This window comes from Sphingomonas sp. DMC6, from assembly GCF_056314225.1.
Map to the genome: position 1 here is coordinate 455,577 of NZ_JBQUYT010000002.1, position 26,566 is coordinate 482,142.

The window sequence follows — 26,566 nt, forward strand, 5'->3', positions numbered from 1 at the left end:
CGCCGGGCTCCGGCGAAATTTTTACGACATTGGCAAGTGCGCCGTCGAAGAAACCGCGGTCTTCTAACATTTTCGTAATTTGGCACGGACCCTGCAAAACTCCCGGCATGGTCTGGAACGGTCCGGACCGACATCAGGGAGTGCCTATCATGACTGCTCGTATCGACTCGTTCCAGCGCAGCGTTGCCGCTTTCGGCGCCGTTCTTTTCACCGTCGCGCTGATGGTCTATTCTATCCCAACCGTGCACATCGCATGAACGCGCGGAACCAGGACCGGATATTCCCGGCCTATAGCGTGGTGATCGCCGCCCTTTCCTTCGCGATCACCACCATTGTCATCCTCGGCAGCGGTTTGCAGGGCTCCAGCTTTCTCGGCTGATCCCTGCGACCGCTCCGGCGGCCCCAAGCCGTGGAACAACAAGCCTTTCCTACCGGTTCTCGGCACACCCCCTCCACGCACCGGAGAAGTGCCGATGCCCGACCCCGACCTTATCGAGCGAGTCCATGAAGACGCCCTCCCCGGCGAGGAGCACATGCTCGACCCCAAACCCCAATGGCAGCCGCGCTATCCCGGCTCCGGCCGGCTGAAGGACAAGGTGGCCGTTATTACCGGCGCCGACAGCGGCATCGGCCGGGCCGTCGCGGCCCTGTACGCCCGCGAGGGCGCCGACGTGGCGATCGTCTATCTGAACGAGCATCAGGACGCCGAGGACACCGCCGACATCGTCCGCGCGGAAAGCCGGCGGGCGCTGACCATCGCCGGCGATATCGGCGACAAGAATTTCTGCGAAGAGGTCATCCGCCAAGTGATCGACCGGTTCGGCCGCATCGACGTCCTCGTCAACAATGCGGGTGAACAGCATCCCGATAAGGACATTACCGACATTACCGAGGAACAGCTGCGACGCACCTTCCAGACGAACATCTTCGGCATGTTCTTCATGGTACAGGCCGCGTCTCCGCATCTAAAATCGGGCGCAGCCATTGTGAACTGCACCTCGGTAACGATGTACCAGGGCGAACCAGAACTGCTCGACTACAGCGCAACCAAGGGCGCAATCACCGCCTTCACCCGCAGCCTGTCGATGAACCTCATCGAAAAGGGCATTCGCGTGAATGCGGTGGCTCCGGGGCCGATCTGGACGCCGCTTAATCCAAGCGGCGGCGCGTCGCCCGAAAAGCTCGCGCATTTCGGGGAAAGCGTGCCCATGGGCCGGCCCGGCCAGCCCAATGAGGTTGCGCCCGCTTTCCTGTTCCTGGCGTGCGACGATGCGAGTTATATGTCGGGACAGGTCCTGCACCCGAACGGCGGCACGATCGTGAACGGTTGAGACGGGTGCTGCGCCGGCGTCACACCGGCGCAGCCTCGCCGACGGGTGCGGTGGGTGCTTCCTCACCCCGCGAATAGACGCCGGTTAGCAGGCCCGCGGCGAGCACATGCCCCGCCATCGCTTTCACCATCGCGCTGCGGCCAGGATTCTCGCCGATTTCACAGCCGCCACTGAGCGCAAACAGCTGAAACGCATAATGGTGCGGACCATGGCCGGTCGGCGGGTCGGGCGGCAGCCAGCCTTCGCCAAGATAGCTGTTGCGGCCGATGTCGGCCCCCTCCGCAACGCCTGCGCCATCGGCCCGGATGGCGCCCTCTTTCAGGTCGCCGTCGACCGGCAAACCCCATACCACCGCATGCACAAGTGGCTGCGGCGCGGGGGCATCGGGGTCCTCGACGATCAGCGCCAGGCATTCGGTGCCTTCCGGCACTTCTGTCCAGAACAGCGGCGGCGAAATGCCCTCGCCATCTGCTGTAAACCGCTCCGGCAACCTGCCGCCATTGGCGAAGGCCGGGCTGGCGAGGTGCAGCACCTCGAAACTGCCAAGTTCGGGCTGGACGATCGCCAGCTTTCTGGCGCCGGCTCGCAGCCCCTTCATCGCGCTTCCCAACCAATGCGGTACATGTTCGAGCATTGCGGACTCTCCCGTTTCGCTGCCAAACGCGTCTCAGCCCGCGATTATCCCCGCTTCAGAGGTCGAGCTTCTCGTAATCGGCAGGTGGGGTGATCCCCTCCATCCGCTCGGTCAGCAGCTGGCGAAAGCTGGGGCGGCTCTTCATGCCGATATACCAACGCTTGGCGAGCTCGTGGCTCTTCCAGTCGATTCCGCCCAGATAGTCGGCGATCGAAATCTGTGCCGCCGCCGCCAGATCGGCAAGGCTCATCGTCGCGCCGGCCAGCCAGGTTCGGTGATCGAGCAGAAAGTCGATATAATCGAGATGGCCGACTGCCGCCTTCATCGCCTCGCGCAGCACCTTGGCGTCGGGCGCCTGGCGATAGACCAGCCGCTTGATCATCCGCTCGTGGAGCAGTGGCGCAGTGATGTCGCCATAGAAATGATGCTCGAACCACACGACCAGCCGCCGGATCTCGGCGCGATCGACGGCGGTGCCGTTGAGCATGGCATTCTTGTTCACCGTCTCCTCGAAGAACTCGCAGATCACGGTGGAGTCGATCAGCGTCACCCGCCGCTCGGTATCGACCATCACCGGCGTCTGGCCGGTCGGGTTCAGGTCGAGAAACTCGTCACGCCTAAGCCAGGGCGACTCGCGCACCGGCTCATAGCCGACGCCTTTCTCCGCCAGCAGGAGCCGGACCTTCCGCGAAAAGGGGCATAGGGGAAACTGATAGAGCTGCCACATGCCCGACAGCCTTAAGGCGCGGAGTCGGGAGGGGGAAGAGCCGTTGTAACAATTGCGGGCATTCTATATTTTCGAGATACCATTCTAGAATGGAGCCGCGCAATGGCGCTCAGCATCAAGGACGAAGAGACCGACCGGCTGGTACGCCGCTACGCACGGGCCAAGGGCGTCAGCTATACGGCGGCGATCAGGCTGGCAGTCAGCGCGGCAATCGACCGCGAAGAGGCCGCTTCCTTTCGCGATCATCTCCGCGAGGCACAGGCAACCGCCGTACGTGAACCACGCAACGAGTATAGTGCCGACGAGATCCTCGGCTATGACGCGCATGGCCTGCCGCAGAGATTGCCATAAACACGTCGGCGCTGGTGGCGCTGCTCTTCGCGGAACCTGAGGCGGAGAAAATTGCCGCCTGCATCGAGCGTCAGGATCGTGTCCTGCTCGGTGCGCCGACCGCGCTCGAGTTCCGAATGGTCGTTCTCGGGCAATCCACCCGGAAGGCGGCAGACGCAGGCGCGATATTGCTGGCGCAGCCGCCCTTCGACATCGTGGCATTTACGCCGAAGCATCTTGCGGCTGCGGCCGAAGCGTTCGATCGCTTCGGCAAGGGGCGCCACCTCGCCCGGCTCAACTATGGTGACTGCATGGCTTATGCCGTCGCCGCAATCGCGGGCTGTCCGCTGCTCTTCAAGGGCGACGACTTCCGCCACACCGACGTCGTCGCCGCCCTCGATTGAGGCTTATTCCGCAGCTACCGCTTCCACGCTGTCATCCAGCGGATAAGGCAAGCGGGTGAGCATTTCCTTCGGCACGACCTGCCAGAACTTGCCCAGTTCGCGCTCCCAGTCCTCGAGCAGGCCGGTGGACCATTTGCTGTCGGTCGCCTCGGCATGCGCCTCGACCAGGCTGCGCAGCTTCGCTTCCCAATTACTCGAAGCGACACGCTGCCAGGAGATGTTCTCCGGGTTGGCGTGCCGTTCGAAGCTGCCATCGACGTCGTAGACGAAGGCCATGCCGCCAGTCATGCCCGCGCCGAAGTTCATGCCGACCCGGCCCAGCACCACGGCAGTGCCGCCGGTCATGTACTCGCAGCCGTTCGCGCCGCAGCCTTCAACCACCACTTCGGCGCCGGAATTGCGCACCGCGAAGCGCTCGCCCGCCTGACCGGCCGCGAACAGCCGGCCCGAGGTCGCGCCATAGAGGACGGTGTTGCCGATAATCGTGTTGTTCCACGATTCGATCGGCGAGCTGACCATCGGCCGTACCACGATCACGCCGCCGGAGAGCCCCTTGCCGACATAGTCATTGGCGTCGCCGAACACTTCGAGCGTGATGCCCTTGCACAGGAAGGCGCCGAGCGACTGGCCCGCGGAGCCGCGCAAGCGAACATGGACATGCCCGTCCGCCAGCGAAGACATACCAAAGGTGTTGGTCACCTCCGACGACAGCCGGGTGCCGACCGCACGATGCGTGTTCCGCACCGAATAGGTCAGCTGCATCTTCTCGCCACGCGCGAACACCGGTGCGGCGTCCTTGATCATCTGCGCGTCGAGGCTGTCCGGCACGTCGTTGCGGAAGGTGCTGAGGCTGAAGCGCCGCTCGGCATCGTCCGCATCCACCTTGGCGAGGATCGGGTTGAGGTCGAGATCGTCGAGATGCTCCGCGCCGCGGCTGACCTGGCGGAGCAGTTCGGTGCGGCCGATCACCTCGTCGAGGCTCTTGCAGCCCAGCTTCGCCAGGATCTCGCGCACTTCCTCGGCGATGAAGGTCATCAGGTTGATGACCTTTTCCGGCGTGCCGACGAACTTGGCGCGCAACCGCTCGTCCTGCGTGCAGACGCCCACCGGGCAGGTGTTCGAATGGCACTGGCGGACCATGATGCAGCCCATCGCCACCAGGCTGAGCGTGCCGATGCCGAATTCCTCGGCGCCGAGGATCGCGGCGATGACGATGTCCCGCCCGGTCTTGAGGCCGCCATCGGTGCGCAGCTTGATGCGGCCGCGCAGGCCGTTGAGCGTGAGCGTCTGGTTGACCTCCGACAGGCCCATTTCCCAGGGCGTGCCGGCATATTTGATCGAGGTGAAGGGCGACGCGCCGGTGCCGCCGGTATGGCCGGCGACCAGGATGACGTCCGCATGCGCCTTGGCCACGCCGGCCGCGACGGTGCCGATGCCGGCCGAGCTGACCAGCTTCACACACACCCGGGCGCGCGGATTGATCTGCTTCAGATCGTAGATCAGCTGCGCCAGATCCTCGATCGAATAGATATCGTGGTGCGGCGGCGGCGAGATCAGCATCACCCCCGGCGTCGCATGGCGCAGCCTGGCGATGAACTCGGTGACCTTGAAGCCCGGCAACTGGCCGCCCTCGCCGGGCTTGGCGCCCTGGGCCACCTTGATCTCGATCTCGTCACAGGCGTTCAGATATTCGGCAGTGACGCCGAACCGGCCGGATGCGACCTGCTTGATGCTCGAATTGGCATTGTCGCCATTGTCGTACGGCGTGTAGCGGCTCTTGTCCTCGCCGCCTTCGCCGGACACCGCGCGCGCGCCGATGCGGTTCATCGCGATCGCCAGCGTCTCATGCGCCTCGGGGCTGAGGGCACCCAGCGACATGCCCGGCGTGACGAAGCGCTTGCGGATCTCCGTGATCGCCTCGACCTGATCGATCGATACGCCGCTTTCCGGAAAATTGAACTCGAGCAGGTCGCGCAGATAGACCGGCGGCAGATCGCGCACGCCGCGCGAAAAGGCCAGATAGCTCGAATAGCTGTCGGTCGACACCGCCGTCTGCAACAGGTGCATCAGCTGCGCCGAATAGGCATGCGCCTCGCCGCCATGGCGCTGGCGATAGAAGCCGCCGACCGGCAGCGTCGCCACTGCCGCGTCATAGGCAGCATCGTGCCGCAGCCGCGCCGAAAGATGCAGCGAGGCATAGCCTTCGCCCGAAATCTTGGCCGGCATGCCGGGGAACAGATCGTTCACCAGCGCGCGGCTGAGCCCCACCGCCTCGAAATTATAGCCGCCGCGATAGGAGCTGATGACCGCGATGCCCATCTTCGACAGGATTTTGAGCAGCCCTTCGTCGATCGCCTTGCGATGCCGCTTGAGGCAATCGGCAAGGCTGAGATCGCCGAACAGGCCGCGCGCCTGACGATCGGCGATCGTCGCTTCGACCAGATAGGCGTTCACCGTGGTCGCGCCGACGCCGATCAGCACCGCATAATAATGGGTATCGAGGCACTCGGCGGTGCGGATGTTGACGCTGGCATAGGAGCGCAGGCCGCGCCGGACGAGATGCGTATGCACCGCCGCCGCCGCCAGCACGCCGGCAATAGCGACCTTGTCAGGCCCGCAATGCTCGTCGGTCAGGAACAATTCGGTGCAGCCGGCGCGCACCGCCTGCTCGGCCTCATAGCGGATGCGCTTGATCGCCGCCTTCAGCGATTCGGGGTCGCCATCGGCGGGGAAAGTGCAGTCGATTTCGGCAGCCTGGCCCCCGAAATGCGCACGCAGCCGGTGCCAGTCGGCATTGGTCAGCACCGGGCTTTCCAGCACCAGCACCGGGCTGCCGCTCCCCTCGGTATCGAGGATGTTGGCCAGATTGCCGAAGCGCGTCTTCAGCGACATCACATGCCGTTCGCGCAACGGGTCGATCGGCGGGTTGGTGACCTGGCTGAAATTCTGCCGGAAGAACTGGCTGATGAGGCGCGGCTTGTCCGAAATCACCGCCAGCGGCGTGTCGTCGCCCATCGACCCGATCGCTTCCTTGGCGGTTTCCACCATGGGCGCGAGGATCAGTTCCATATCCTCCAGCGACTGGCCGGCGGCGACCTGGCGGCGCGTCAGCTCGGCGCGGTCATAATAGGTCTCTTCCGGCGCGGCGGGCAGATCGTCGACCGTCAGGAAGCCCTGCACCATCGCGGCATAGTCCGCCTCACCCGCAATCTGGTCCTTGATCGCGCGATCGTTGAACAGCTTGCCCTGGTCGAGGTCCACGGCGATCATTTCGCCGGGCCCTAGCCGGCCCTTGGCGACGACATTCGCCTCCGCCACCGCGACCATGCCGGTTTCCGATCCGACGATCAGCAACCCGTCCGAAGTCTGGGTATAGCGCAACGGACGCAGCGCGTTGCGGTCCATGCCCGCCACGGCCCACCGACCGTCGGTCATCGCCAGCGCGGCGGGGCCGTCCCACGGCTCCATCACGCTCGCCAGATACTGGTACATCGCCTGATGCGACGCCGGCACATCGGCGGTCCACGCTTCCGGCACCAGCATCAGCTTGGCGGTGGGCGCATCGCGGCCTGAGCGGCAGATCGCCTCGAACACCGCGTCGAGCGCGGCGGTGTCGGACGCACCCGCCGGGATCACCGGCTTGATGTCCTCGCTCTGCTCACCGAACGCGATGCTCGCCATCTTGATCTCGTGGCTGCGCATCCAGTTCTGGTTGCCGCGGATCGTGTTGATTTCGCCGTTATGCGCCAGGCAGCGGAACGGCTGCGCCAGCCACCATTGCGGGAAGGTGTTGGTCGAATAGCGCTGGTGGAAGATCGCGACGCGGCTCTCGAAGCGCGAATCCTTGAGGTCGGGATAGAAGTCCGACAGCGACTCCGCGAGGAACAGCCCCTTGTAGATGATCGAGCGGCACGACAGCGAGCAGATATAGAAGCCGCCGACCTGCGCCGCGATCACCCGCTTTTCGATGCGACGGCGGATCAGGTAGAGCTGGCGCTCGAACTCGGCGGCGTCCATTTCATCCGGTGCCGGCCCCGCGATCATGATCTGCTCGATCTCGGGCCGGGTCGCCTGCGCCTTCATGCCGATCACCGACACGTCGACCGGCACCTGGCGCCAGCCATAGATGGTGTAGCCCGCCTCGATGATCTCGCTTTCGACGATCGTACGGCAGGTTTCCTGCGCGCCCAAATCGGTGCGCGGCAGGAAGATCATGCCCACCGCGAGCCGGCGCGGCAGCACCCGGTGGCCACTTGCCGCAATCGCCTCGTCAAAGAAACGCAGCGGCAGATCGACATGGATGCCGGCGCCGTCGCCGGTCTTGCCATCGGCGTCCACCGCGCCGCGGTGCCACACGGCCTTCAGCGCATCGATCGCCGACTGGACGACGCGGCGCGACGACTGGCCGTCGGTCGCCGCGATCATGCCCACGCCACAAGCATCGCCTTCAAATTCGGGGCGGTACATGCCTTCGCGGGCAAGGCGCGCACGTTCGGCGCTGAGCTTGGTCTGGTCCATATCGTCTCTCAAATCTTCGTGCTTCGTTGCGGCGAGGCGGTGCGATCAGCCCGCCGGCTTGTCCTTGCCATGCGGCGGCGCCTGCGGCGCGGGGGCAGCAGGGTGGGCCTTGTCCTTGGCGCCTTCGCCATGCGCGGCCTGATACTGGGTGATATACTCGATCGCCGACTTGCGACCGACTTCCTCGAACTCGGCGCGGTGCGCGGCCGTCTGCGCATTGGAAATGCCGGATACGACGGGCGCGACATGCTGGTTTGCCCGGGCCAGCAAACGGCCGGACCGCGAGAAGGCGAAACGCAGCAATTCCGACCGGTCGGTCTGCGACAGCGAGGCAATGGCGCCGGCCGCATTGCCGGCCATCGTCTGCTTCACGGCGTCTTCCGAAATCTGGCCGGAGCCCGCCTGCGCGTCCTTCACCAGCGCGCTCAGATCGCCTTCCTGGGCGGCGCCCTGGATCACGGCGGCGCCAGCATCGCTCTGGTAGAATTCCAGCGCCTCTTCCAGCGCATCGGCATCGAGTTCGCGCGCGTAGAGATCGCCGATGGCGTCGGTGAGGCGCGGCAGCGTTTCCCGCAGATTGCGGGCCATCATCGGACGCATCGCATCGATCACATGCTTTATAAGACCGGGAAACTTCTGCTCCGCAGCCGCGAGACTGGGATCCTGCCGCATCTGTTGCGGCAGCGTCTGGGTCAGCAGCTTCTCGAGCTGGATCCTGGTAACCGCGTCACCGTTGAGCAATGCCGCGAGCTTGCGGCCCGATGCGATACGGTTGGCATCCGGCGGACCGAAGCTTTCCGCCGATGGCAGCGCGGGCGCGGGTGGCGGGACAACAACGGTCGTCACCGGGCGAGAGGCATTACCCTTCTTCGCCCCGCCATCCTGCGCCTGCGCCTGCGCCTGGCCCATTGCGAGCACGGCCACCGAGACTAAGGCCAAAAGCCGGGCAGGACCGCGCATAGGACGAAAAGTGCCGCCGCGAGCAGAAGGGAAAAGGAACGGCATCACTTCTTGTCCTTCGACTGCGCCGGCGAAGGCTTCTTGCGGCCTAGCAGTTCCGCCACCTGCTCGCGCTCAGCGGGAGTCAGATCCTCCGTCTTGCGCGGTGGCGGCAGATCCTGAACAGCCTCCTGCGCCTTGGCGAACATGGCCGGCATTGCCTTCATCAACTCCGGCATCGCTTCGGCCATGGTCTGCGCCATGTCCGGTCCCATCATCAGCTCCATCGATGTGCGCGCATAATGCCCGCCCGCCGGGGTCGCGAAGAAGCGCTGCAATTCCTGCAGCTCGGCCAGGCTATATTCCCGGGCGTAGGCGCGGGCGAGGCCGGCGCGCACACGCGGCTCCATCGAAGACATGAGATCGCCCATACCGGCCGTCACAGCGTGTAACAGGCGCTGCTGGCGCTCTTCCCAATAGGGGTCATAGATTTCCGCCAGATCGCGGAGCGTGGCGTCGCCCAGTTCACCGGCCTCTTCTTCGCTTGCGCCAGCGGCGACGGCGAACTGGCGGAGCGGCATATTGCCAGCCGTCCCCATCATCGCCTGCATCATTTTGTCGAAATTGGCCCCCATCATCCGCTTGTACATGCCGTTCTGGACAAGCTGATCGGCCAGCCCCTGGGCGATGGCCAGCCGGGCAGGATCGGGCGCCTCTGCGACCTTGGTGGTCGGCGCCGCCGTCTGCGCTGTCGCAGCCACTGGCAGCGTCGCGACGAGCAGGAATCCCGCAAGCAGCATGCGGACCGCCCCCGGCAGCGTCATGCCGCCACCGCGTCGGCCGCAGCCTCCGCCTTGGCCCGCGCCTTCATCCAGCCATGCATATGCGCCGCCACGTCGCGGCCGTCGCGGATCGCCCACACCACCAGGCTCGCCCCCCGCACGATGTCGCCGGCAGCGAACACGCCGTCCAGGCTGGTCATCATCGTCTTGCCGTCGGTGCGCAGCGTTCCCCAGCGGGTGACGCCCAGTTCCTCGGCGCCGAACAGCTTGGGCAGATCCTCGGGCTCGAAACCCAGCGCCTTGATGACCAGATCAGCCGGCAGCTGGAAATTGCCGCCCGGGTCGACTTCCGGCGCGCGGCGGCCCGACGCATCGGGCGCGCCCAGCCGCATCTTCGACGCGCGCACGCCCGTCACCTGCTCGGCACCATCGAAGGCCTCGGGTGCGGAGAGCCAGACGAACTCGACGCCTTCCTCCTCGGCATTGGCGACTTCGCGCTGCGAGCCGGGCATGTTCGCCCGGTCGCGGCGATAGAGGCACTTTACCGAGGCCGCACCCTGGCGGATCGCGGTGCGGACGCAGTCCATCGCCGTATCGCCGCCGCCGACCACGACCACATTCTTGCCGGCCGCGTTCAGGCTGCCATCCTCGAACGCCGGCACGCTGTCGCCGAAGCTCTTGCGGTTCGACGCCGTCAGATAGTCGAGTGCGTCGACGACACCCTTCGCGCCGACGCCCGGCGCCTTGATGCCGCGCGGCTTGTACACGCCGGTGGCGATCAGGATCGCGTCGTGGCGCGCGCGCAGCTCGTCCAGGCTCGCATCGCGGCCGACATCGAAATTGCGGTGGAAGACGATGCCGCCTTCCTCCAGCCGCTGGATGCGGCGCATCACCACATCCTTTTCCAGCTTGAAGCCGGGGATGCCGTAAGTGAGCAGTCCGCCCGACCGGTCGTAGCGGTCATAGACATGCACCGCATAGCCATAGCCGCGCAGATATTCGGCCGCCGCCAGCCCCGCCGGGCCGGCGCCGATGATACCGACCGACTGGCCGCGGTCAGGGCCGACCTGCACCGGCTCCACCCAGCCTTCGGCCCAGGCGGTATCGGTGATGAACTTTTCGACCGAGCCGATCGTCACCGATCCATGGCCCGAGAATTCAATCACGCAATTGCCTTCGCACAGCCGGTCCTGCGGGCAGATGCGGCCGCAGATTTCCGGCATGGTCGAGGTGCTGTTCGACAGCTGATAGGCCTCGCGCAGCCGCCCCTCAGCGGTCAGGCGCAGCCAATCGGGAATGTGATTGTGCAGCGGGCAATGCACCGAGCAATACGGCACGCCGCATTGCGAGCAGCGCCCCGCCTGCGCCTCGGCATCGGGCACGGCATAGCGCTCCGCAATCTCGCGAAAGTCTTCCGCGCGGATCGCAGCAGGGCGCTTGGCCGGATAGGCCTGTCCACGCCCGACGAATTTCAGCATCGCATCATCAGCCATGTCGCCCCCCCTATCGGAGAGCGACGGCAATAAAAAGGCAGCAATACTGACCCATGAAGCCTCCAGGGCCTATTTTTGATGCACGCCCGACAAAAAACCCATCAAATTAGGTCCGATTCGGCCTTATCGCATCCCCAGCCAGATCAGTGCCGCAACGCCCGCCACGATTCGATAGACCGCGAAGGGCGTGAAGCCATGTTTGCTGACGATGCCGACGAACCATTTGATGACGGCCAGCGCGACGATGAACGCAACGAGGAAGCCGACGCCGATCTCCCCCCAGCCGATGCCGCTGGTGACGATCATCTCGCGATTCTTGACCAGCTCGAGCACCGTCGCGCCCAGCATTGTCGGGATGGCGAGAAAGAAGCTGAACTCCGCCGCCGTGCGCCGCTCGACGCCCAGCGACAGTGCGCCCATGATCGTTGCGCCCGAACGGCTGACGCCGGGCACCATCGCCAGGCACTGGATGAAGCCGATGCCGACGGCGCGGACCATCGGGATTTCGGCGATACCGTGCACCGTCGCCGACTTGGCCAGCCGCTCGACGACCAGAATGGCCACGCCGCCAACGATCAGCGCCCAGGCAACCACCTGCGGTTTGCCGAGCAGCGCCTCGATATGCTTGTGCAGCGCAAGGCCGATTACCGCCGCTGGCAGGAACGCGATCAGCAGGTTGCGGACGAACCGGATCGACACCGGATTCAGCCGGATCAGCCCCTCCAGCACCGCCCAGAAGGTGCGCCAGTAGAGCACCACCACCGCCAGGATCGCGCCCAACTGGATGACGACGTTGAACATCGCCCAGCGCGCCGAATCATAGCCCATCAGCTCGCTGGCGAGGATCAGGTGGCCGGTCGAGGAGACCGGCAGGAATTCGGTGACGCCCTCGACAATGCCGAGCAGGATGGCGACCAGCATTTCGCTCATGGCAGGCCCTTCTGGAAACAGGCGCCAGGGCGACCCCGCGCGAGGGCGCCCCGCGCGGGAATGTCAGGATCAGGCGGCGGTGCCGAAACGGCTGAACCGCCCGGCGCGGCGGAACCGCACCAGCCAGCCCGGCGCCACGCTCGCCAGCGGCGTGGCATGTACGCCCAGCGCGGCAAGCCCTTCGGCGCCTTCCGGCACGACATTATCGGCCTTGAGCATCGCAAACTGGTCGCGCGTGATCGGCGCGCCTGGCAGGAAGCCGAACGAGGCGATCAGCCCGCCCAGCGAATCGGGCAGCGCGATCAGGCACGGCGTGCGGCCGATCGCCTCGCCGATCCAGCGCATCAGGCCGGCCATGCTCAGCACATCGGGGCCGCCCAGCGCATAGGTTTTGCCGGCATGCGCCTGCGGGTCCGCCAGCGCCGCTGCCACAGCCTGCGCAGCATCGACGACATAGACCGGCTGGAAGCGGGTTTCGCCGCGGATCACCGGCACGACCGGCGCACCGGCAATCATCCCGGCGAAGCGATTGACGAACGCATCCTCGCGCCCGAACAGAATCGAGGGACGCAGAATGGTGGCACCGGGGAATGCTGCCAGCACGGCCGCCTCGCCCTCGGCCTTGGTACGGCCATAGGCGGACGGCGAGTGCGGATCGGCACCCAGTGCGGAAATCTGCACGAAGGCGCTCGCCCCTGCGGCGGCTGCGGCTGCGGCGGCATTGCGGGCGCCATCGACATGGATGCCCTGGAAGTCGCCCTTTAGCACGCCGACCAGATTCACGACCGCGTCGGAGCCCTGCAGTGCGCGTGCCAGCGTCTGCGGCTTCGTCACGTCACCGGCGACGAACTGGGTCTGGCCCAGGCCGCCCAGCGGCTTCAGGAACCAGGCGTCGCGCGGCCGGCGCTCGACGATGCGCACCCGCGCACCCGCGCTCAGCAGCTCCTGCGTGACGTAGCGCCCCAGAAAGCCCCCGCCGCCGATCAGCGTTACCAGCCTGTCCTTCATCTCAGCCTCAATGATCTTCGCAAGCGCTTCCCCATGCCGCCTGCCGCGCCAAACGGCAAGCGGCGCGTGCCGTTGTTATTTTTGTGCGACATGCCGGTTGACAACCCCGCCGATGCTCCACTAGAGGCGCCGGCCTACCCCGTGCCCAGATGGCGGAATTGGTAGACGCACCAGCTTCAGGTGCTGGCGATCGCAAGGTCGTGGAGGTTCGAGTCCTCTTCTGGGCACCATTTGTTCTTCTCAGAAGAACCCAGCAAGTGTATTAAACCCGCAGAAATCCAAGGGAATTGGCCCTTGGATCGTGCCGGATCGTCCCGCCTTTTCTCGGGGGTTCCGCACATTTTTGCGGGCCTTTTACGGGCCTTTGCGAAAACCACATTGGGAAAAGGCCCGCCCATGCCTCTGACCGAAACCCGGCTTCGCGCACTCAAGCCAAAGGACAAACCGTACAAGGTCGCCGACGACCGCGGATTGTACATCGAGGTGTCTCCATCGGGCGGAAAACTTTGGCGATTCCGCTATCGAATCGGCACCGTTGAAAAGAAGCTCTCGATCGGCTCCTATCCCGAAATCAATATCAAGGACGCACGCCAAGCGGCTTATGAGGCGCGGGTCAAAGTCGCGGCGGGCGGTGACCCGGCGATGGAGAAGCGCAAGCAGAAGATCCGTTCGGAATTCCTTTCCGCCCAGACATTCGAAGCGGTGGCACGCGAGTACATCGATGAGATGATGGTGCAGAACGGTCGCGCGGATGCGACCATCATCAAGGCCAACTTCTTCCTCGACCAGCTGACGGCCGCCATCGGCAGCCGTCCGATCGATGAGATTGAGCCGTTCGAGGTGCTGGCTCCCCTCAAGCGCCTCGAAGCGAAGGGCAAGCACGAGACCGCCAAAAAGACCCGATCCTTTGCGAGCCGCGTGTTTCGCTATGGAGTTGCCACGACGCGCTGCAAAGGCGACCCGACGACGATGCTCCGCGGGGCGCTGATCACGCCCAAGGCAAAGCACTATGCAGCGATCCTTGAGCCGAAGGATCTTGGTGGGCTGCTCCGTGCGATCCAGGACTACACTGGCAACTTCATCACCCGGTACGCCTTACTCATTGCACCCCATGTCTTTGTACGCCCTGGCGAGCTGCGGCATGCCGATTGGAAAGAGATCGACCTCGAAGAAGGCGTCTGGCGCATCCCAGAAGGAAAGATGAAGGCGCGCCGCCCTCATGCCGTGCCGTTGTCCAAACAGGTAGTCGGGTATCTCAAAGAACTTGCCGAGATGGTCGGCACTGAAGGGTACGTGTTTCCGTCAGCCCGCGCGTCCGTCCGCCCGATGAGCGAAAACACCTTGAACGCCGCTTTCCGGCGGATGGGTTTCACGAAGGACGAAGTCACCGCGCATGGTCTTCGGGCTACGGCCTCCACCATGCTGAATGAAAGCGGCCTCTGGAATCCGGACGCGATTGAACGCGGCTTGGCGCACGGTGACAGTAATGCTGTTCGCGGTGTTTATCACCGCGGCAAGCACTGGGAGGAACGTGTCCGCATGGCGCAGTGGTGGAGCGACTACCTCGATACGATCCGGGAGGGCGGCAAGGTCATCAAGGGCGCGTTTGCGGGAAGAACCGCCCACCGGGTGGCGAGGCTGCTCGCTGATCACATCGACGAGCTCGAACGCAAGGATGCCCTGCTGGGTGAAGGCAGCACGGGCTTCGGAGGGCGTCATGGCTGAAACAGAACCATTGGCCCCACCCGAGCAACGCAGGATCACCCGTCTCATTCGGCTAAAGGAGGTCCAGCATCGGGTCGGCCTCGGTCGATCCACAATCTACCGGTGGATGGCCGAAGGAAAGTTCCCGAAACCGGTTCAGCTTGGTGGCTATGCCGTTGCCTGGGCGGAAGAAGATATCAATTCGTGGATTCTCGAGCGGACTTGATCTGCCGAAGCCGATGAATTCCGAAGGTCGTCTGGCACCGTTCGAGCAAAAAATCCTCTACCTATCCCACCGTCAGCACATGCTCACCACGCGACTGCTGGACAAGTTCTATCCGCCTTCCAGTAAAGCGGCGCGCAATGTCGATCGCAGTCAGCGTGTGCTGGGTGGGCTTCACGGTTGAAAATCGCCCAGCTCCCGCCAATACGAAAGGCAGAACTAGCTGGTCGGCGAGATAGGGCCCGGCAAATGCCTCACTTTCAACATAGCCTTTCATGCGCGCGGCCGTTGTCTTCGCCAGCCGTTCGGCAGGCACGCCGAGCTGGCCAAAGCCGCTGACGACTTCGCTGACATTGGCATAGCGCGCCTCCAGCATCAGAATCACTCCCGGCCCCTGTTCTGGAGATAACTCCCGAACCGCGAAGGCGTCGGCGGGCCAGTCAGCAAGGTCGCGCTTCGCGCGCGTCAACATGCGCTCCGCAATCTCGAACGGCAGGCCAGTGAAGATCGTTTGCGCGTTAACGCCCACAGGATCGCCTCGGTCGAGGCAGTCGACCGGCAATATGGGCGCAGGCGTGATGTCGACTTCGATCCGTCCGCCACCTCGCGGGTAGAACCCGTGCCGAACGATCCGCGCAGAGACACTCGGACCCATGTGATTGATTACCGGCAGAAAAGTGCGCTCGATGAAGTCAAACGGCGGCGCCAGCATGTTGTGCGTGCCCCCTTCGAGAACGAGGCGCGATGGACCATCGGCAAGGATCAGCGGCATCAGTACGGTCTGGAGCACGAGGCCGGTTGAGCCCGCCGTGCCGACTGCGAACTGATATTCGCCGGGGATCACCCGGCCGGGGCGAAACTCGAGCTCTGACGCACCGACTGCAAGGCCGGCACATTCCGAACCCGAAATCACGCACGCGGCTTCCACCGCAGTCACATGTTGGCGCATCAGGCCGGGCTTCGAACGCTTTGCGCGTATGTTGCTGATCCGGAATGGCTCGCCGGTCACGAGCGATAGCGCGCACGAATTGCGCACCATCTGCCCTCCGCCTTCGCCTTCCGATCCGTCGATTGTAATCATGGCCCTGTCATTCAAGAGTTGTTGGCTGCCTGCGCAAAAGGGGTCACCCCTTCACGCAGACCACCTGCTTCAGTGTGTGCACGACCTCCACAAGATCGGCCTGTGCAGCCATCACCTTTTCGATCGGCTTGTAGGCCTTCGGCGTTTCGTCGATCACCCCAACATCCTTGCGGCATTCGACACCTTCGGTGTCGCGGATGTGCTCGTCGAGCGTCACCAGCTTCTTCGCTTCGGTACGCGACATGATCCGTCCCGCGCCGTGGCTGCAGCTGTCGAAGCTCTCCGGGTTACCCAACCCGCGCACGATGAAGCTCTTCGCCCCCATCGAGCCCGGGATGATCCCCAGCACACCCTTGGCCGCGCGCACCGCCCCCTTGCGGGTCACCAGCACGTTCTCGCCGAAGTGGTTTTCCCGCGTCACATAGTTGTGATGGCAGTTGACCGCTTCAAGTTCAGCTTCGAACGGCTTGGCGATCTGGCTCCGCAGCGCGGCGATGACATTGGTCATCATCGTGCGGCGGTTGAGCGCGGCGAAATCCTGCGCCCAGCCGACTGCCTCGACGTAGTCATCGAAATGGTCGGTCCCTTCCGGGAAGTAGGCAAGGTTCTCGTCGGGCAGGTTGATGTGCCACTTGCGCATGTCCTGCTTGGCCAGTTCGATGAAGAACGAACCGATCGCGTTGCCCACTCCGCGCGAGCCCGAATGGAGCATCACCCAGACGCGGGCTTCCTGATCGAGACACAGCTCGATGAAGTGGTTGCCCGTCCCCAGCGTGCCGAGATGCACCAGGTTGTTGGTGTTCTTCAGCCGCGGAAACTTCTCGCAGATCCGGTCAAACCGCTGCACCAGCACGGCCCAGGCATCGACAATTGCCGGGGGCGGCGAGCCCCACGAACCCTTGTCGCGCTTGCCGCGCCCGACATCGCGCCCGTGCGGCACCGCCTGCTCGATCGCCGAGCGGATGCCTTCCAGGCTGTCGGGCAGATCATGCGCCATCAGCGAGGTGCGCGCGGCCATCATGCCGCAGCCGATATCCACGCCAACGGCCGCCGGGATTACCGCGCCCTTGGTCGGGATCACCGAACCGACGGTAGCGCCGATCCCGACATGCACGTCGGGCATGGCCGCGACATGCTTGAAGATGAACGGCATCTTCGCCGCACGCGAAAGCTGGTCGCGGGCCTTGTCATCGACCGGCACGCCGCGTGTCCACATCTTGATCGGTACGCCGCCTTCGATGTGTTGGAATTCAAAAGTCGTATCGGTCATCGCTGACCTCCTATGTTTCATCATGGTGTCGGCGACGAAGTGTGGCGAGACATTTTTCCTGAGCTACTTCGGATTGCTCCGAGGGTGGATTCGGACCACCGACCTCCCGCCGCGAGGGCGGGCGCTCTACCCATGTAGTCCCGCCGGCATTCGCCGACGTTGGTTGGGTACTGGCGACGAGGTTTGACGAGACATCCCTTTGTGATCCTGGCCGGATCACTCCGGGGCGGAATCGAACCGCTCGGCCTTTCGGCCTTTACCGATGTAGTCCCGTCGGCATTCGCCAGCATTGAAAGTGTTCGCGGCGACGAGGTGTGGGAAAGACATGCCCCCGTAGGGGCGCCGCTCTATCCGCTGAGCTACGGGCCCGCAGTGGTGGACCCGGCGGGATTCGAACCCGCGACCTGCATCGTGCAAGGATGTAGTCCTTACCCGGCATTCGCCGTGAATTGGGGTTGCCGTGGCGACCAGGGATGGCGAGACGCGGTCCTTAAGCTACGTGTCGGCGGCGGGATTCGAACCCGCATCTCCCTTCACCGCAAGCGGCACAGGGCGCTTTACTCGTCGGACCTTCGGTTAGAGACATGTAGTCCCACCGGCATTCGCCACGGCAATTCCTGAATTCCGTCTAAGGGTCACGGCGACAAGGTTTGGAAAGACGACCGCCTTGCGGCGTTTGTTGCTCTAACCACTGAGCTACTGCCCGAAAGGCAGGCGGGAATCGAACCCGCGACACACAAATCCAATGTAGTCCTTCCGGCATTCGCCGTGACCCTTTTCTTTCATACCTCCGTATTCTGAACGATCTCGACCCAGTCGCGCGCCTGCCCGAAGGCAAAGCGCGCCATTGCGTCGAACACCGCGTCGGTGAAGCCACCGACATTCATGATGTCAGCCCGGTCCTTGGCCTGGGTGGAGCCATAGGGCTGAATGTCGATGCAGATCAGCTTCGCGCCCGGGTTGCGAGCCTTCAGCTTGTTCCACTCATTCATCGTCGCCGTAGCCCCGCGCCGTGAAGGATCGACCCAGGACTCGTTGTCCGAGACGATCACCACCGTATCCACCCGCGCCCGCTCTTTGTTGAGCAGCGCCAGCGGAGCCGAGACATTGGTCCCGCCGCCACCGACCGCCGCCAGCTTTGCCGCGTTCACGGCAACACGGGCATGGGGATCGAGCTTCAGCTTGACCACGGTCTGCTCGAACGGGATCACCCGGGCCTCGCGGTTCTGTCGCAGCACGGCGGCTGCGACCAGCGCGGCAATGTCGATGCAGCGCACCTTCGAGCTGGCACCCTTGCGGTACCCCGTCGCCGGCGAGCCCATCGAACCCGAGACATCGGGGCAGACCACAACCTGGCCTTCAAGCGAAGGCACGGCGGTCAGCGATGCTTCGAGCGCGCTTTCGAGCGCTGCCTGCACCGCCAGTGGCACACCGTCACCCACCTGTCCCATTGCCACCATCAACTGGTAAGGCATCGGGCGTACGCGGGCGATCGTCGTGGCATCGGCCAGCCGGGCTGCGACCGCTTCGGTGACCCCGTCCACCGCAAACGCGCCGTTGCGCGCCAGCGTGTTGAGGTTCATCCGTAGCGCCTGCCAGCCCATGCGGGTGGCAAGCACTCCCCACTGCTCAGGCGTGAGCGGGTAAGCGGTCAGCCATTCGAACGGCACCGGGGGCAGTTCGCCCGAAGGCGAACGCTTCCAGGCCTCAAAAGCCGCGATCTCGGCGGGCAGTGCCGCGACATCGTAGGGCTTGCCAATCCGCCAGCCATAGAAGGCGCGCCGCTCAGCATTGGCCGGAGCCGGGTGGACCATCTTGACGATGTCCGCCAGGCTCGGATCGTTACCGGTCGCAGCCTGCATCAGCTGCGCTATCGACGCCTGCTCCAACCATTCGCGGACCAGCCGCTTCGGGCGGGAGCCGAGCGAGGCACGCCCGACCTGACCCGAACGCATAATCTGCACGAAGGTGCGCAGCATGCGGCCATTATCGATCACCCGCTTGAACACTCGCACCGACAGGTCGGGATCGGCCATGGTCAGATAGGCCGCCAGCAAGGCAGGCATATCCTTCATGGCGCCGGACTGCCGCGCATAGACCGCGCACTTGGCGACCCATTCCGGATCGACGTCCTTGGCGGCAAGCACGACATCGGCGAGCTGCGTCTCAGCACTCGAGTAGAAGCCGTCGGCCAGCGTGCCGGTTGTGGCAAGCTGGGCTAGCTTAGCTTCGGGTCCATAGGCATAGGCGGACCCGCCCGCTTGGTTGACCGTGTCGGCACGCGGCAGGAGCCGCGACAGCGCCGAAGCGAAAAGGTTCTTGTTGGCCATAGTCCAACTCCCTGGAAACTTTCGGACCTCGGAGGCGGCCGGCCCATTCCGGCCGCCTCTTGGTTCCGCTTGTGCCGGGCTGTTCGACCGACCCGACGCCACAGTAACTGCAGGTGGCGTGCCAGTTTTGCTCGCGGATCTGCCGAATTCTCATATCAATCTGAAATATAATAATATTTCTTGGATAGACTGCTGATCTCATAGTCTCAGCGAATTCAGCAGGACTCTAAAATTGTATCCTGCAAGATAAGATGATAGAAATTTGGCGCATGAAGCCAACCACAGTAATCAGCTTCCTCGGCTCCACGCTCGATGCCTCCAAATTCGGTCCTTCGCGCTGGATGAAATGGCGTCCTTCGGTTGGGCTGTGCATGCACGAGGACCTACGCATTGATCGCTTCCTCATGATCCACGGCTCGGCGCACAGCCGCCTCGCCGAATATGTCAGCGAGGACATCGCCTCCGTCTCACCCGAGACGAAGGTCGAGCGCCACGTGATCGATTTTGCCGACGCATGGGACTTCGAAGAAGTTTATGGAAAGCTGCTCGATTTCGCGCGCGCACAGCCGTTCGATCCGGATGCTGAGGACTACCTGATCCATATCACTACCGGCACCCATGTTGCGCAGATCTGTTTATTCCTTCTGACCGAGGCCCATTATCTTCCCGGTCGGCTGCTACAGACGCAGCCCAAGCGCGGTGGGCCAGATGCGGCAGGGACCTGGAGCGTCATCGACCTCGATCTTTCGCGCTACGACAGCATTGCCACGCGGTTCGCCAGTGAAGCTGAGGCAAGCACCTCGTTCCTCAAGTCAGGCATTGAAACGCGCAATCACGCGTTCAATGCGATGATCGACGAAATCGAGCAGGTCGCCAGTCGCACCCGCGCACCCATCCTGCTGATGGGGCCGACCGGTGCAGGCAAGAGCCAGCTCGCACGTCGGATCTTTGAACTGAAGAAGCTCAAACGTCAGATCAGTGGTCAGTTCGTCGAAGTGAACTGCGCAACCTTGCGCGGTGACAGCGCAATGTCCGCTCTGTTTGGGCACAAGAAGGGGGCTTTCACAGGTGCTGCGGGTGATCGCCCCGGCCTGCTGCGCACCGCTGATGGCGGCCTTCTGTTCCTCGACGAGATCGGCGAGCTCGGGCTCGATGAGCAAGCGATGATCTTGCGCGCTATTGAGGACAAGCGCTTCCTGCCCGTCGGCGCTGACCGCGAAGCAGAAAGCGACTTCCAGCTCATCGCGGGGACCAACCGCGACCTTGCCCGATGCGTCTCGGACGGCACCTTCCGAGAAGATCTCTTCGCCCGGCTTAATCTTTGGACTTTTTCGCTTCCTGGCTTGTCGGCGCGGCGCGAAGACATTGCCCCGAACCTTGATTATGAACTTGATAGGCACGCCCAGCGAGAGGGTGAGCGAGTCACCTTCAACAAGGAAGCGCGAGAGCGGTACCTTGCTTTTGCCATGTCAGCCGAAGCGCAATGGCAGGGGAACTTCCGCGATCTTGCTGCCAGCGTTACGCGGATGGCGACCTTCTCACCCAAGGGGCGCATCGACAGCGAAGTCGTCGCAACCGAGATCACCCGGTTGCGACGACTCTGGTCAGGCAGCACTTCACTCGCCTCGAAGGACAACGCCATTTTGCAACTCCTCGGCGAAAATGCGTTGACCAATATCGACCCGTTCGACCGCGTACAGCTCGCTCATGTCCTTGAGACCTGCCGCGCCAGCCGCTCGCTATCTGAGGCTGGCCGCACGCTGTTTGCTGCCTCCCGCACGAAACGTGCTAGCACCAATGATGCTGACCGGCTGCGTAAGTATCTCGCGCGATTTGGTGTAACGTGGGACATGTTGGGAGGCGGCTGAAACTAGCGCCTTCGGCTGTCAGATCTTCGCAACAAGGCGCTGCGCAAGCTTGTCCCATGATTGAGACGGATATCGGAGACCGCTTGTCGCTCCGGCCCCTCTGCTGAATACAATGGAGAACGACCTTGCGTGATCAGGCTGACATCGTCCGCAGATTGCTTTTCGATCATGTACAAAGCCCATCGCTGAAGCACATTCGAGATGGCCATGTCGTGTCACGCCTTGCGGCAGAAATTGTTACCAAGCTCAATCAGAAGAATTCCGCCTGGCTGAAATGGGATTCGGAGCGAGAAAGGCTGGTCATCTCTGCAGCGCCTTGCTGGGTTCCATTGTCGGCCCTGACCCAGCATCTCAATGCAATGCCAGGGCCTCAGCTGACGCAGACGGACGTCGCACAGCGCATGCGTGACCTCCAGGAAAGGGATCTGACCGACTATCCCAGAGATGAACTCAGGGATTCCTGCGAAGGTCTCTTTCTTCGGGAAGAGATGGAAGGAACCGAGTTTCCCGCGATTGTGGGTGCACTCCAAGAGCACATCGAGGTGGAAAGCCAGCGCCTTCAAGCTGAACGGGAAGCGCGCTACCGGGCACAACAAGAGGAACAACGCCTTGCGCTCGAGCGGCGCTATTTGTCCGGAGCTGATTGCAAGTGGACGCCGCTATCAGGGTCGAAGCAACTGTACTGCCGCTTGAATGGGCGCGGGTATCGTCTCTCCCCGTTAGTCGACGGGTCTTTCGAGGTCAGTCGGATCAATCAACCCGATGACAAGGGCACGCCCGTTGGGCGATATAAGCGGCGTGGAGATGCAACCAAGGCCCTGACGGTAATCGCATTTTCTGACGACCTGTAGCTCAGCTGATTAACTTCTCCCAGCCGATCTGAATCTTGCTTTGGTAAGGATCATGGGAGATCCGACGGGTCAATCTGGAACATCCCAGGAACGAATTTCTGCGGGCCTTTCGGTCCCTGCTAGGCCAGATTTTCCTCTTTTGTTCATGGGGCAGAAATGGCGGAAATCCGTCATTTTCTGAAGATTCGAGTCCCAGAAAAAGACTCGAACCTCTAAACCACACCGAAATGCGGGCTTTTCTGCGGGCCTTCGCAAAAACCACATCGGCTATGTTGCTGTTATAACACGGCAAACATTATTCGATGTGAGTCCTCTTCTGGCACCATTTTCCGTCTCTGGATTCGTCCAGAGACGTCCAGCAAGAGGCTGGTTTCAAAGCAAAATTTCATCGACGCTCGCTGGCAACCGTCCGGGTTGATCCAGCAAAATCCAGCAAAAGAGTCACAAAAAGAGGCTCATTGTGTGACTGCTGGGTGAACCCGGAAAATCCGGGAACACGATGATGCTGACACAGCTCAAGATCACCTCCGCAAAGCCCATGGGGAAACCCTACAATCTCGCCGATGGCCAAGGCTTGGTGCTGATCGTTCAAACGACCGGCTCGAAGCTCTGGCGCTTCCGCTATCGATATGGCGGCGTGCAGAAGACGCTCCACCTCGGTCCATGGCCGACCATCTCGCTCGTCGACGCACGCGAGAAATGCCGCGAGGCGCGAAAGGCGATGGCCGCCGGGCTCGACCCGGTCCTTGAGAAAAAGCGTGCAAAGATCACCGCCAAGTTCGCGGTAGCCACGACCTTCAAGGAGGTGGCGCTCGAATGGATCGCGAAATGCGAACGAGAGGGCCGCGCGGACGTCACCCTGGACAAGATTCGCTGGCTGCTCGGCATGGCGTATCCGCTGATCGGCACGCTTCCGATAAACTCCATCACGCCCGCCGAGACGCTCGCCGTCCTCCGCAAGGTGGAGACGAAAGGCCGCTACGAGAGCGCGCGCCGCATGCGCAGCGTGCTCAGCCGGATATTTCGCTACGGCATCGCAACCGCGCGCTGCGACCGCGACGTGGCGGCCGACCTGCGCGGCGCACTGACCACCCCCAGGACCACGCATCACGCGGCAATCACGGATCCTCGAGAAGTCGGCATCCTCCTGAAGACAATGGAGACCTACACCGGTCAGGCGGTTACGCGAATCGCCATGCGGCTATCGCCTCACCTCTTCGTCCGGCCGGGCGAGTTGCGCCAGGCCGAGTGGAGCGAGATCGATGTCGATAAAGCTATCTGGTCGATTCCCGCCGAGCGGATGAAGATGCGGCGACCGCACAAGGTCCCGCTGTCCCGGCAGGTGCTGGAGATGCTCGAGGAGCTACGCGAGATCACCGGGCACCGCCAGCATCTGTTCCCATGCATGGGGCGCCCGAGGAAGCCAATGTCCGAGAATGGCGTCAATCAGGCGCTGCGGCGGCTTGGATATCAAAGCGGCGAAATGACCGCGCACGGGTTCCGGGCAATGGCCGCGACATTGCTCAACGAGATGGGCTGCTGGCACCCCGACGCCATCGAGCGGCAGCTCGCGCATCAGGAGATGTCGTCCGTCCGCCGCGCCTATGCGCGCGGCGAATATTGGGACGAGCGCGTCGCCATGATGCAGCACTGGTCCGATTATCTCGACGACTTGCGAGACTCAACGGAGGCGCCAAGGCCTGGGAAAGCCGCTTCCGGCAAAGCGAAGGCCCAGAAATCGACGGCCGGCCGCCCTCACAGCCTGCTAGCGCGATAAGCTGCCTGCATCCTGCCGGGTATGGGCCCAGCCGATACCCGCAGGGTCCGAGGCGATCGATGCCCGAGCCGGGTCCTCAACCCGATCGCTGGCAGGATCCCACAAGGGCCTTGAGACTGCCATATTGGATGAGTGTCGCCCGCCCGACCTTCACCGTCTCGAGATCGCCTGACTGAATCAGCTCGTAGACGCGCGACCGGCTGAGACCGGTTATCCGCGCCGCCGTCGATACGCGCACGGTTAGCGGCTCGATCTTCTGCTCCCAGGCGCGCTCGATCATTTCTGCCCCCGCCGCCGTGCTTCACGCGCTCTGACGAAGCTACGGTCGCCCTCGAGAAACGACACGAGCATCGCGGGAACCAGTTCTGCAATCGGCTCTTCAACGCCGTACGTCTCAGCGTACATCGTGGCGTATGATTGCAGGTCAGTCTGCAGATCCGGCGTTATCGTAATCGAGAGCTTGACCGGCGTTCGATCCGGAAGCTTCCCAAGCTTCAGCTCTGCCATGTCAGCCTCCAATGCCGCGCCATGGCGCAAGGATGAGGTCACGGTGAACGACCAGCGCGCGCTTCTGCCCGAAAGCGACGACACTGTCGTAGCTGCCGATCAGCCGCGCACCTTGGGGGATGACGAGCCCGGGGAGATCGGACCTGAGTCCGATGATCAGACTGGCGGCGATGACGCTGCCGGCGGACAGCATGTTCGGTGACGCTGGAGGGCTCAGCAGGTGCGCATTGACGTCATTCTCGCTCTTGTTCAGCAATTCGCGCGCCGCGGAGGCGACGACGGGATGAAACCTGGGGTTGTTGTCGTCACCGAGGTGATTGGTGGTCATCATCCGGCGGAGCGTGGCGACGAAGCTGCGCTGCGGATCGGACAGGATGTCAGCGATGTTCTGGACGTCGCGCACCTCTTCAATGCCGCGACGGACCTCGAGCAGTGGATTGTAATACGCCGATGCCGCGTCGGTGGCATTGAACAAGAGGGAATGCGAGAAGCGCCCGCGCCAGCCGGCCGTCAGCGTCCAGTTCTCACCCTTGATATCGTGAACGACCGTCGAACCGGTCCAGGACAGCAAGGTCGGCACGACGAGGCCCACGCCCTTGCCGCTCCGTGTCGGCGCAAACGCCATGATGTGCTCGGGCCCGTCATGGCCCAGATAGCGGCCGCCGAGCGTGCCGAGCATGACGCCTGCTTCGCGATGCAGCCCGGCGCGCTCGATCTCGCGAGGGCTCGCCCACCGCGCCGAACCATAGGTGGTGACGTTGCTCGACTGACGCGCGCGCCACGGCGAACCGAAGATCGCCGCCGCGCAGCCGAGGAACCCGCTGGCACCGGCCAGCATGCCCGCCTTGTCGAAAACGGTCGGGGCATAGGCATCATAGTGATACCGCCAGCCAAACAGCGCCCAGGGATGGTAGATCGGCACATTGCCGAGCCGGAACCAGGGTAGCCCAAGCTCGGGCTGGTAGGCTAGAATCGCCGCCGCCCACGTCGCCGCCCGGCCCCCCACGATGACGATCGCGAAGACGACAACGATCTGGCCGATGAGCAATTTGGTGGGTGTCACGTCGAGGCTCCCGCCCGCCGGACAGGACCGGCTCGGGCAGGTTCAGACTCGGTGACGGGCGCCGAAAACGGAACGGCGCTGATGGGCGCTGATGGGCTCGCTCCGGTTCAGATCGGCTAGCGCGGATCGTCCAACAGCGCTGCTGCGCCAGTGTAGTCGCTAACCTGGCCGGCGGTCCTGAAGAAGCTCAACGGACGACCGTTCGCGTCGGCGATGGCGTGGAGTTTGGTGTTCATGCCACCTTTGGTGCGCCCGATAAGGCGGCCAAGATCCCCTCTTTTAACCCGCAGGCTTGAGGCCGTACGGTGCGCCTTCAGGTAGGTCGCATCAATCATCGCCGTCTTCGGTTCCGCGTCGGCCGCAGCGAGACCCTCCATCATCCGCGTGAACACCCCAGCTGCGCCCACCGTTTCCACCGGTTGCAGAGCGTCTTGTACGGGCCGCAGGCGCTCGGCGCATCACGCCACCGCAGCCCATCAGGGTTGACGAACACGATGCCGCTCAACACCCGGCGATCATCCATCCGAGGCTTGCCGTGACTCTTGGGAAAGAACGGACGCAGCCGATCCATCTGCCCGTCCGTCAGCCAAAACAGGTAGCTCATTCCAGTCTCCTCGCGGAGCCTGAATCAGATCGCGACGCTCACATCAATGGGGCATGACCCTAATGCGAAATGTCCATTGCGCTTAAGCTTCGATTTCGCTGGATTCCTCTGCTGCCAGCCAAAGGCATTCTCCGATTTCCGGAACAGGGGAGATGTCGCGCCCGAAGCCGGCCGTGATCCGTGCGGCGGCAG

Annotated in this window: 22 protein-coding genes, 1 tRNA gene and 2 pseudogenes; 10 read left to right on the forward strand and 15 right to left on the reverse strand. The window is 63.5% G+C overall.

Annotated features, from left to right (window positions below):
* Nucleotides 1-253 precede the first annotated feature (253 nt).
* Complete coding sequence (locus ACT53M_RS06030; protein WP_476232148.1) at nt 254-379, forward strand: hypothetical protein; 126 nt, start codon at nt 254-256, stop codon at nt 377-379.
* A 94-nt stretch (nt 380-473) separates the two neighbouring features.
* A complete protein-coding gene (locus ACT53M_RS06035; protein WP_476232149.1) occupies nt 474-1,331 on the forward strand; it encodes a glucose 1-dehydrogenase in 858 nt (285 codons plus the stop codon).
* Between the two features lie 19 nt (nt 1,332-1,350).
* Here ACT53M_RS06035 and ACT53M_RS06040 read toward each other — a convergent pair whose 3' ends face one another.
* Both ACT53M_RS06040 and ACT53M_RS06045 read right to left on the reverse strand, forming a co-directional pair.
* The gene (locus tag ACT53M_RS06040) at nt 1,351-1,965 is read right to left on the reverse strand and encodes a YbhB/YbcL family Raf kinase inhibitor-like protein (protein WP_476232151.1); all 615 of its coding nucleotides are present in this window, start codon (nt 1,963-1,965) and stop codon (nt 1,351-1,353) included.
* Between the two features lie 55 nt (nt 1,966-2,020).
* Nucleotides 2,021-2,692 (reverse strand): glutathione S-transferase family protein, encoded by a 672-nt coding sequence (locus ACT53M_RS06045; RefSeq protein ID WP_476230289.1) that lies wholly within the window; start codon nt 2,690-2,692, stop codon nt 2,021-2,023.
* Between the two features lie 102 nt (nt 2,693-2,794).
* On the opposite strand from ACT53M_RS06045, the gene ACT53M_RS06050 reads away from it, so the two are divergent.
* Nucleotides 2,795-3,043 (forward strand): type II toxin-antitoxin system VapB family antitoxin, encoded by a 249-nt coding sequence (locus ACT53M_RS06050; protein ID WP_476232153.1) that lies wholly within the window; start codon nt 2,795-2,797, stop codon nt 3,041-3,043.
* 14 nt (nt 3,044-3,057) lie between these two features.
* Nucleotides 3,058-3,426: a type II toxin-antitoxin system VapC family toxin gene (locus ACT53M_RS06055; RefSeq protein ID WP_476232154.1), complete on the forward strand. Its 369-nt coding sequence runs from the start codon at nt 3,058-3,060 to the stop codon at nt 3,424-3,426.
* A 3-nt stretch (nt 3,427-3,429) separates the two neighbouring features.
* Here ACT53M_RS06055 and gltB read toward each other — a convergent pair whose 3' ends face one another.
* The 6 genes from gltB to ACT53M_RS06085 all read right to left on the reverse strand — a co-directional run bounded on the left by gltB (nt 3,430) and on the right by ACT53M_RS06085 (nt 13,096).
* Nucleotides 3,430-7,944: a glutamate synthase large subunit gene (gene gltB, locus ACT53M_RS06060; protein WP_476232155.1), complete on the reverse strand. Its 4,515-nt coding sequence runs from the start codon at nt 7,942-7,944 to the stop codon at nt 3,430-3,432.
* 45 nt (nt 7,945-7,989) lie between these two features.
* Nucleotides 7,990-8,868: a DUF2059 domain-containing protein gene (locus ACT53M_RS06065; RefSeq protein WP_476232156.1), complete on the reverse strand. Its 879-nt coding sequence runs from the start codon at nt 8,866-8,868 to the stop codon at nt 7,990-7,992.
* Nucleotides 8,869-8,948: 80 nt separating this feature from the next.
* Nucleotides 8,949-9,707 carry a DUF2059 domain-containing protein gene (locus ACT53M_RS06070; protein ID WP_476232157.1) on the reverse strand — a complete coding sequence of 253 codons (759 nt, stop codon included), beginning with the start codon at nt 9,705-9,707 and terminating at the stop codon, nt 8,949-8,951.
* Nucleotides 9,704-11,158 (reverse strand): NAD(P)-dependent oxidoreductase, encoded by a 1,455-nt coding sequence (locus ACT53M_RS06075; protein ID WP_476232159.1) that lies wholly within the window; start codon nt 11,156-11,158, stop codon nt 9,704-9,706. Before ACT53M_RS06075 ends, ACT53M_RS06070 begins: the two co-directional genes overlap by 4 nt.
* A 123-nt stretch (nt 11,159-11,281) precedes the next feature.
* Nucleotides 11,282-12,088, reverse strand: a complete 807-nt coding sequence (locus ACT53M_RS06080) for an undecaprenyl-diphosphate phosphatase (RefSeq protein WP_476230296.1) — start codon at nt 12,086-12,088, stop codon at nt 11,282-11,284.
* Nucleotides 12,089-12,157: 69 nt separating this feature from the next.
* Nucleotides 12,158-13,096 (reverse strand): complex I NDUFA9 subunit family protein, encoded by a 939-nt coding sequence (locus ACT53M_RS06085; RefSeq protein ID WP_476230297.1) that lies wholly within the window; start codon nt 13,094-13,096, stop codon nt 12,158-12,160.
* A 143-nt stretch (nt 13,097-13,239) separates the two neighbouring features.
* Here ACT53M_RS06085 and ACT53M_RS06090 point away from each other — a divergent pair.
* From ACT53M_RS06090 to ACT53M_RS06100, 3 genes are all read left to right on the forward strand, one after another.
* Nucleotides 13,240-13,326: transfer RNA gene (locus ACT53M_RS06090), tRNA-Leu, on the forward strand.
* A 166-nt stretch (nt 13,327-13,492) separates the two neighbouring features.
* A complete protein-coding gene (locus tag ACT53M_RS06095; RefSeq protein WP_476232160.1) occupies nt 13,493-14,821 on the forward strand; it encodes a tyrosine-type recombinase/integrase in 1,329 nt (442 codons plus the stop codon).
* Nucleotides 14,814-15,026 carry a helix-turn-helix transcriptional regulator gene (locus ACT53M_RS06100; RefSeq protein ID WP_338644086.1) on the forward strand — a complete coding sequence of 71 codons (213 nt, stop codon included), beginning with the start codon at nt 14,814-14,816 and terminating at the stop codon, nt 15,024-15,026. Before ACT53M_RS06095 ends, ACT53M_RS06100 begins: the two co-directional genes overlap by 8 nt.
* A gap of 61 nt (nt 15,027-15,087) precedes the next feature.
* Here ACT53M_RS06100 and rtcA read toward each other — a convergent pair whose 3' ends face one another.
* The 3 genes from rtcA to ACT53M_RS06115 all read right to left on the reverse strand — a co-directional run bounded on the left by rtcA (nt 15,088) and on the right by ACT53M_RS06115 (nt 19,704).
* A complete protein-coding gene (gene rtcA / locus ACT53M_RS06105) occupies nt 15,088-16,104 on the reverse strand; it encodes an RNA 3'-terminal phosphate cyclase (protein WP_476232162.1) in 1,017 nt (338 codons plus the stop codon).
* A 43-nt stretch (nt 16,105-16,147) separates the two neighbouring features.
* A complete protein-coding gene (locus ACT53M_RS06110; RefSeq protein WP_476232163.1) occupies nt 16,148-17,374 on the reverse strand; it encodes an RtcB family protein in 1,227 nt (408 codons plus the stop codon).
* Between the two features lie 782 nt (nt 17,375-18,156).
* Entirely contained in the window at nt 18,157-19,704 is a 1,548-nt protein-coding gene (locus ACT53M_RS06115) for a vWA domain-containing protein (RefSeq protein WP_476232164.1), read from the reverse strand.
* Between the two features lie 269 nt (nt 19,705-19,973).
* Here ACT53M_RS06115 and rtcR point away from each other — a divergent pair, with 269 nt between their 5' ends.
* The 3 genes from rtcR (at nt 19,974) to ACT53M_RS06130 (ending at nt 24,200) form a co-directional block, all read left to right on the forward strand.
* Nucleotides 19,974-21,572: an RNA repair transcriptional activator RtcR gene (rtcR, locus tag ACT53M_RS06120; RefSeq protein WP_476232165.1), complete on the forward strand. Its 1,599-nt coding sequence runs from the start codon at nt 19,974-19,976 to the stop codon at nt 21,570-21,572.
* A 125-nt stretch (nt 21,573-21,697) separates the two neighbouring features.
* Complete coding sequence (locus tag ACT53M_RS06125; RefSeq protein WP_476232166.1) at nt 21,698-22,423, forward strand: hypothetical protein; 726 nt, start codon at nt 21,698-21,700, stop codon at nt 22,421-22,423.
* A 502-nt stretch (nt 22,424-22,925) separates the two neighbouring features.
* Nucleotides 22,926-24,200: a tyrosine-type recombinase/integrase gene (locus ACT53M_RS06130; protein WP_476232168.1), complete on the forward strand. Its 1,275-nt coding sequence runs from the start codon at nt 22,926-22,928 to the stop codon at nt 24,198-24,200.
* 76 nt (nt 24,201-24,276) lie between these two features.
* Here ACT53M_RS06130 and ACT53M_RS06135 read toward each other — a convergent pair whose 3' ends face one another.
* The 4 genes and pseudogenes from ACT53M_RS06135 to ACT53M_RS06150 form a co-directional block, all read right to left on the reverse strand.
* Complete coding sequence (locus tag ACT53M_RS06135; protein WP_064310736.1) at nt 24,277-24,480, reverse strand: helix-turn-helix domain-containing protein; 204 nt, start codon at nt 24,478-24,480, stop codon at nt 24,277-24,279.
* The gene (locus tag ACT53M_RS06140; protein WP_064310737.1) at nt 24,477-24,707 is read right to left on the reverse strand and encodes a DUF2274 domain-containing protein; all 231 of its coding nucleotides are present in this window, start codon (nt 24,705-24,707) and stop codon (nt 24,477-24,479) included. Before ACT53M_RS06140 ends, ACT53M_RS06135 begins: the two co-directional genes overlap by 4 nt.
* Nucleotides 24,708-24,939: 232 nt before the next feature.
* Nucleotides 24,940-25,770: pseudogene (locus ACT53M_RS06145) on the reverse strand (type IV secretory system conjugative DNA transfer family protein); the annotation flags it as partial.
* 131 nt (nt 25,771-25,901) lie between these two features.
* A pseudogene (locus ACT53M_RS06150) lies at nt 25,902-26,374 on the reverse strand (IS5 family transposase); the annotation flags it as partial.
* Nucleotides 26,375-26,566: the final 192 nt, after the last annotated feature.